Here is a 6,602-nt window from a genome sequence, read left to right on the forward strand (position 1 = left end):
GAAAGTAATTTACAGTAAACTATTGAATCAATTCAGTATCTAGATTAAACTTATTGGTTTTTTTTAAAATTATTCTATGTGAAAAAAGCTCTTCTAACAAACTTTTTTAACTTGGTTACTTGTTATAAAAAACTCGATTCTTTTTTTATTATTTTAGTTTAAAAAAACTCTAATACTAATTTTTAGCTATTCGAAATCGGAATAACAAAAACAACTAATTTGTACAATTTTTTACGTTACTTTTTATCAAAAACTTGATTTTAAAACGGTTTATAGCCAAAAAAACAGCTAAAAATTGCCATAAAAAGTATAATTTTTTTTGTTAAAATGATTCTTTTAGTAACAGTTACATTTTTTCTACAAGTAACAACACAATAATTCATCTACGTTATTTTTCACATAAAAAAAACCTGCTTAATGAAAAAGTCAGGTTTTTGTTTAATGATTGAATTTTATTTTTAATACTTAACCCACACTTCGTTAACCCCACCAGATTTAGACGAACCATCTGTTAACGCTAAACGATCAGAATAGGATAGGTATCCGTAGTAATTTTGCGTGCCACCATCATTGTCCCAAACTATAGTGATCTCAACATTTGGGTCAATCATTTTAGTACTAGGCATTCTTGAGGGTGAACCAGCATTAGTTGTATAACTTAGAACCGAACCACTAGCAGAACTGATAGAAGCAACACCTGTATATGTACTACCATTACGATTATCTTGAACAACCTCACCGTCAGAATAAATCGTTAACTCATCCTGAATTTGATCCCCATTAATATTGTAATAAAAATCATACGTCCCTGCCCACTTACCAATGTTTCCACTAGATTTTGTAGAAGATGACCGTTTAACATTATCAGATTCGACCTTTTTACTCTCTGAATGTTTTCGTTCTTTATCATCTTCCTTTTTTTTGAGACCGTCTTTATTTTCGGCTGAAATACTTTCAACAGCTTCTTTAATGGCGCTATTTTCACTTTTACTTAGCTCACTCACTGGAATTTTATTTAGTTCCAGCTCTGACTCTTTATATTTTTCATCAAGAGTTAGGGATTTTGCTTTACTTAAAATATCATCATATTTTGATGTTTCATTTTCCTTAGTACTTGTTTCAGTCGTTTCAGCCAATTTACCCTTTGCTGCATTTCCTTGACTCATATAGAAAATAACACTACCTCCAACAATGATAATTCCTACAATAATACCAATCATTATCGAATTACTTTTATTCGTTTTTGACTGAACTGGCGCTACTGAATTCATTTGCCCTGATTGATTTTGATTATTATTTGGCATTACTTGATGATTTAACTCATTTTGTGGTTGATTATTTAGAGAAACATGTTCTTCCAAAGGCTTCCCACATTGCTCACAAAACTTAGCCGAATCCAGATTTTCTGCCTGACAATGCTGACATACTTTCATTTTTTACTCCTCCTATTTTTGGTTCTTTATTTATCTATACTTAACTCATACGCATCTAATGATAACTGACTAATTGCCTGACGAACTGTTTCAGGTGATTGACCGTTATTTGTTAACACTGAAATAATCACAGGATGGTCAGAAAAAATAATACCGATGTCATTATCTACACCACCTAATTCACCTGTCTTATTAGCAACCTGAACCCCTTCAGGAATAAGTCGACGAATCTTTGTATTGATTTGCTGACCTTTCATAACCGTTAACATCTCGCTATAAGGCGATTCTGTTTGATAGGTTAAGCATTTTTTTAAAAAGGTCATCGTATCATTTAATGAGGTATAATTTTCTAATCCTTGAGCTTGAGCGTTTGTATCTAGCATTTTCCGTTGAACCGTTGTTTGAGTGTATCCAGCAGAAGCAAAATATTGATTTAATTTATCCATACCAACATAATCAATCAATGAATTAGTTGCTTCATTATCACTACTTTGAATCATTCTTCGAATTAGCGAATCAAGACTTTCTCCACTAGTCACCTCTGATAAATCTAACTGCCCCTGAACAGACTGTTGATACAAATAATCCATAATAAAAACTTTGATAACACTTGCTGAAACCATTTGTTCATTGTTATGGTTACTTATTTCTTTATCTGTACCGGTAAAATAGATACTATAAGCCACACTTCCAGCTGATTGATTTAATGCCTCAATATCTTTTTCTAATGTCTTATTAGTTAGCTTAGACACACTTTCATCACTGGATTCACTTGTTGCGTCCTTCGAATCCTTTGTTTCTTCTTTAGCTATTTCTTTCGTTGCTGTATTAGTGACCTTTTTACTAACTACTGAGGAAGTGATTGTATTTTTTGCTTTTTTACCAACTTCTTTAGAATAAAAAAAATGGGCTCCGCCAAAAACTAAAGCAATACACAACCCACCTATCAAAAAACCAACAACAAACTTCATAATCTTTTTGCCCATGACAGCTCTCCTATACTTTGCCAAAAGTAATCGACAAAATTAACACTTCTTATAAAATATACCATTTATTTGAGGGTTTTGGTAGGGCATTCTATGTGGTAGTTGCTTTTTATGCTGGAAAAATAAAAACATCCCCTAATGAATTAGAGAATGTTACTTTTTTAAAGAATAGGTTTATTTTTTTACTCAACAAATGGATCATAAAAATTATTATCGCTCAATTTATCGCTTGGTAAACGAGCGATAAATTGAGCGATAAAATAAATAGCTTTGATTCATTTTCTTATTCCCGGTAAGTTCGATTAAGTCTTTCAACTGTTTTATTGTATTCTTTTTCCATTGAATCATATTTATCAGCTTTTTTAGGATCTACTTTCTCATTCTCAATCGATACATCATCCATGTCAATATCTGTTATCTCATCAATTTTAGGAATGGGATAACTCTTTTGATCATCACTTATTAATTTTTCATTGCCAAACTTAAACTCTTTAGGTTTTCTGCCCTCCATCATCACTTTAAACGCACTATTCATCAAGTAAACTCTCCCTTGATTGGCTGTATCATGAGGAAACGTCGTCGTTGCATAGGTCGCATCCACATAAGAAGGACTACCTATCCACGTGGCAATCGATACTTCAGGGGAGGCCATAGCAAGTAATGAATCTGGTGATTTATTTTGACTATCTGAAACAGAACTCTCAAAATTACTTGAACCTGATTTCATGACATAAGTATTTTGATTAAAGCCGGTATATTTAGGTCCAGCATAAGGTTCAGACCCTTTACTACCTGTCACTTCTTTCAACATACTAACCACCGTTTGAGCAGTTGACGAACTCATGGCTCGTTTACTTTCTGGCTCCGATAATTTTATTTGTAAAGAATCCGTTTGAATACTTTGAATGGTCGTTGGTTCCACTCGAACGCCATCATTTCCAAACACACTAAACGCTGATGACAAAGCTAAAACATTTGTCGGGTAATTAATCGCTTGTTCTGGATTATATCTAGCACCATTTGGATTATACGAATTCAATCCCAGTGGTTCCATCATACTATTTTTTTGTTGGTCACTCGTTAGCTGAAACGCTTCTACAGCAGCCGTATTAAGTGATAAACCTAAAGCAAACGAGGCACTGACATTGCCATAATTTTCATCACCGTAATTTTTCACCTTCCAATCACCAACAGTAAAAGATGACCCATTCTGAATTGAACTAGGATTAAGTCCATCATATTCAACAGCCGGAGCATAGTCTAACAATGGCTTGATGGTAGAACCTGACGATCTTGTTGAGGTATAAGGAATTAACGGATTGTCCGAGTTAGCAGATAATCCAATAATGTGTCCTGTTTGAGTATCTATCACAGAAATGGCCGTTAAACTTTCTTTATGCTCTAAATACCCATTAGGAAGCCTATCATCTTGCGGATAAGTTCCTGTGGCAATATTATGTAGTTCTTTTAATTGCTGACTATCAGCGTATGTTTTTACTTTAATCGTCACGTTTTTAGGTAAATTCAATTGACTTAATTCGTCTTTAACCTTAGAAACATATGCTTGATATTCTTTTGGTGTGCCTTTTTGATTATAGCTTTTAAGAGTAAATTCTCCCTTATCACTATTCACAACCTCAGTTGCTTGCTTATACATTGCCTCACTAATAAGCTCATTTTCTTTCATAATGGATAGAACTGTTTGTGTACGGGCTTTACCAACCTTATCAAACTCTTGAATATAAGTAGATGGTGATTGACCCAGTCCTGCCATAAAAGCGATTTGAGCCACTTGTTTTGGGTCTTTAGAATCAATTTTTGACATATCATTACCAAATAATTCAATTGAAGCAGCTTTAACACCTACTGTATTAGGCGTTAGGCGCAACTCATTTAAGTAAGCCTTTAAGATATCCTCTCGCCCGTACTTTATTGCCAGCTTTCTTGCATCAATTAACTGAACAATTTTATCAGATACTGTGTTTTTATTGTTAGTACCAAATACCATAATTTTAACTAACTGTTGCTCAATGGTAGAACCACCTCTAGAAACAACATCTTTTCCTAGTTTCCTTTTTATTTGAGAAACAACTGCTCCCGTTGTCCCCTTAATCGAGTACCCATTTGTTTTTCTCGTATAAAATGAACTATCCTCCACAGCTAAAAGCGTATCCAAATACAACTGGTCAACGTTCCACTCTTTGTCATATTTAATTGGATCAAATTTAACAACCACTGTATTTTTATCTAAAGGCTTATCGTTTTTATCCAAGATGATAAAAGATTGCGTAATCTTTTGATCAATATTTTGTATTTCAAGAAGAGAGCTATAAGGACTATAACGTTTGCTAATGATATATGTTCCAATTGACACCGATAAAACAATCATCATTGCTATCATGCACAATACAGTCACTATCAAACGACGACGCTTATTAGATTTCGAACGCTTCTTCTTTTTCTTCTTACTAAACATCTGAAAGCTCCTTTTTTCACTCTAGTTATTCATTTAACGTGTGATCTTTGTTTTCAGTCGTACTAGACGTTTCTTTAGTACTATCAGAAGTACTAGTTGACGAATCTGAGGTTGAGCTACTACTTGAATCTGGGGTTTCTGCCGGTTTTTCAGTTGGTTTGTTCTCCACCGTTATTCGAATTGTAGAACCTTCAATAATGTAATCGTAATCTACAGATGATGGATCTTGACGTATAATTCTATCTTGTTTATCGCCGTCCCATTCTTCTATTTTTTTCTGAATTTCAGGAACTCTTTCACCATTTCTATACATTTTATTCGTGTAACCTTGAAGTGTCATATCTAGTTTAATTTTTCTCAATTCTCTTCGTGCCTGCTCAACAGTCATTCCTACTAAATCAGGAACATCCACGGATTTGTCGATAAGTTCTTTATTCTCAGACAGATTAAATTTGAGCTCACTGTATTTTTTTTCAAATTCAGTCACTATAATAGTTGATTGTAGATAATCATTTACCTTAAACACATACTCATCTAGTTCCTTTCCTAGCCTTGTTTCTGGTTCAGGAATGGGGGCATTTAAGGTGTCGTAATTAACAAACATTTCTTTAATTTCATTCACTTCAACAAAATTATGATTTATTTCTTCTAACAAGCTGACAGACTCCTTAAAGCTTTCCTCATTTGTAATAGAGTGCATGCCTTTTTGGTCGTAAATTTTATTCAATAAATCAAGGAGTGTAAATATCTCTTTATAGTTCTCCTCAGGCTGTTCAACGTTCATTGCCTGAAAAGCAGTATCCGCCTTTTCATACTGTTTAGGTAGCACTTTCTTATAATATAAACCGTACAACTCCTCAGTATCCGCTGCACTAATAGTATCAACTCGTTTTTTTAAATCCGCCATCGCACGATCAATATTTGAAAGTTTTACTTTTCCTTCAGTAATGCTTAAAATCATCTCTTCAGTCTTTTTTAATTTTTTAACTTTATCATCATTTGCTTCATATAGCCATGAATCAAAGGCGTCATTTTTCAAAGCACGCACTAATTTAATATCAGTTGCGCCAATTCTAGTTAAATCGTATATCTCTTCCTGGGTGATATTATTCGCCTTTGGTATGTTACTAATATATTGATATGCTTTAAAAAAAAAGAAAAGACTCAAAGAAGCAAGTAGAATGTAAATTGAATAAATAATTTTTCTTCTTCGATTTGATTTCTTTCTATTCTTTTTAGTTTTTTTTCTTTTCATTTTTTATAACCTCTGATACCTTTTCTATCCACATTTTATATAATATCCTGATGAATCTTATAGTCAATTATACACGATAACGGGATGAACATGAGTAACTCTTTTGAAAAATGATTCCAAACAAAAAGCACTCTCTAGATTTTGCTGGAGAGTGTTGTATTTGGATTGGTTTATGATTTTTCTATTAACAGAGTAATTGAAAAAACAAGTTTTTTATTATCTATTGTGGCGTATAAATTTATTTGTGGATTTTCTTCCACAAAATTTTTAACTGTAGCTAATCCTAAGCCGCTATGTTCTTTTTTTGTACTGTAATTAGTAGTGACCAAGTGTTGAAAATGTTGACTTGGTTTGGCTAGGCTATTTTTGATAATAATTTCAATATTATCTGATTGATCAATAACAGCAATATTAATAAATTTATCAGGACTATCTTGTAATAGTATCTCTTC

5 protein-coding genes are annotated in these 6,602 nt (G+C 33.0%); all 5 read right to left on the minus strand.

Annotated features, from left to right (window positions below; genetic code table 11):
• Positions 1–458: 458 nt before the first annotated feature.
• Positions 459–1,433: a zinc ribbon domain-containing protein gene (locus RR554_RS09980; protein ID WP_332467935.1), complete on the minus strand. Its 975-nt coding sequence runs from the start codon at positions 1,431–1,433 to the stop codon at positions 459–461.
• A 26-nt stretch (positions 1,434–1,459) separates the two neighbouring features.
• The gene (locus RR554_RS09985; protein ID WP_332464105.1) at positions 1,460–2,419 is read right to left on the minus strand and encodes a serine hydrolase; all 960 of its coding nucleotides are present in this window, start codon (positions 2,417–2,419) and stop codon (positions 1,460–1,462) included.
• 283 nt (positions 2,420–2,702) lie between these two features.
• Positions 2,703–4,895, minus strand: a complete 2,193-nt coding sequence (locus tag RR554_RS09990; RefSeq protein ID WP_332467936.1) for a transglycosylase domain-containing protein — start codon at positions 4,893–4,895, stop codon at positions 2,703–2,705.
• A 25-nt stretch (positions 4,896–4,920) separates the two neighbouring features.
• Complete coding sequence (locus RR554_RS09995; protein ID WP_332464103.1) at positions 4,921–6,150, minus strand: PASTA domain-containing protein; 1,230 nt, start codon at positions 6,148–6,150, stop codon at positions 4,921–4,923.
• A 170-nt stretch (positions 6,151–6,320) separates the two neighbouring features.
• A partial coding sequence (locus RR554_RS10000) for a GHKL domain-containing protein (protein ID WP_332464102.1) occupies positions 6,321–6,602 on the minus strand: 282 nt, incomplete at its 5' end.

The sequence above is a fragment of the Vagococcus sp. genome (assembly GCF_036639995.1).
Lineage (GTDB): Bacteria > Bacillota > Bacilli > Lactobacillales > Vagococcaceae > Vagococcus.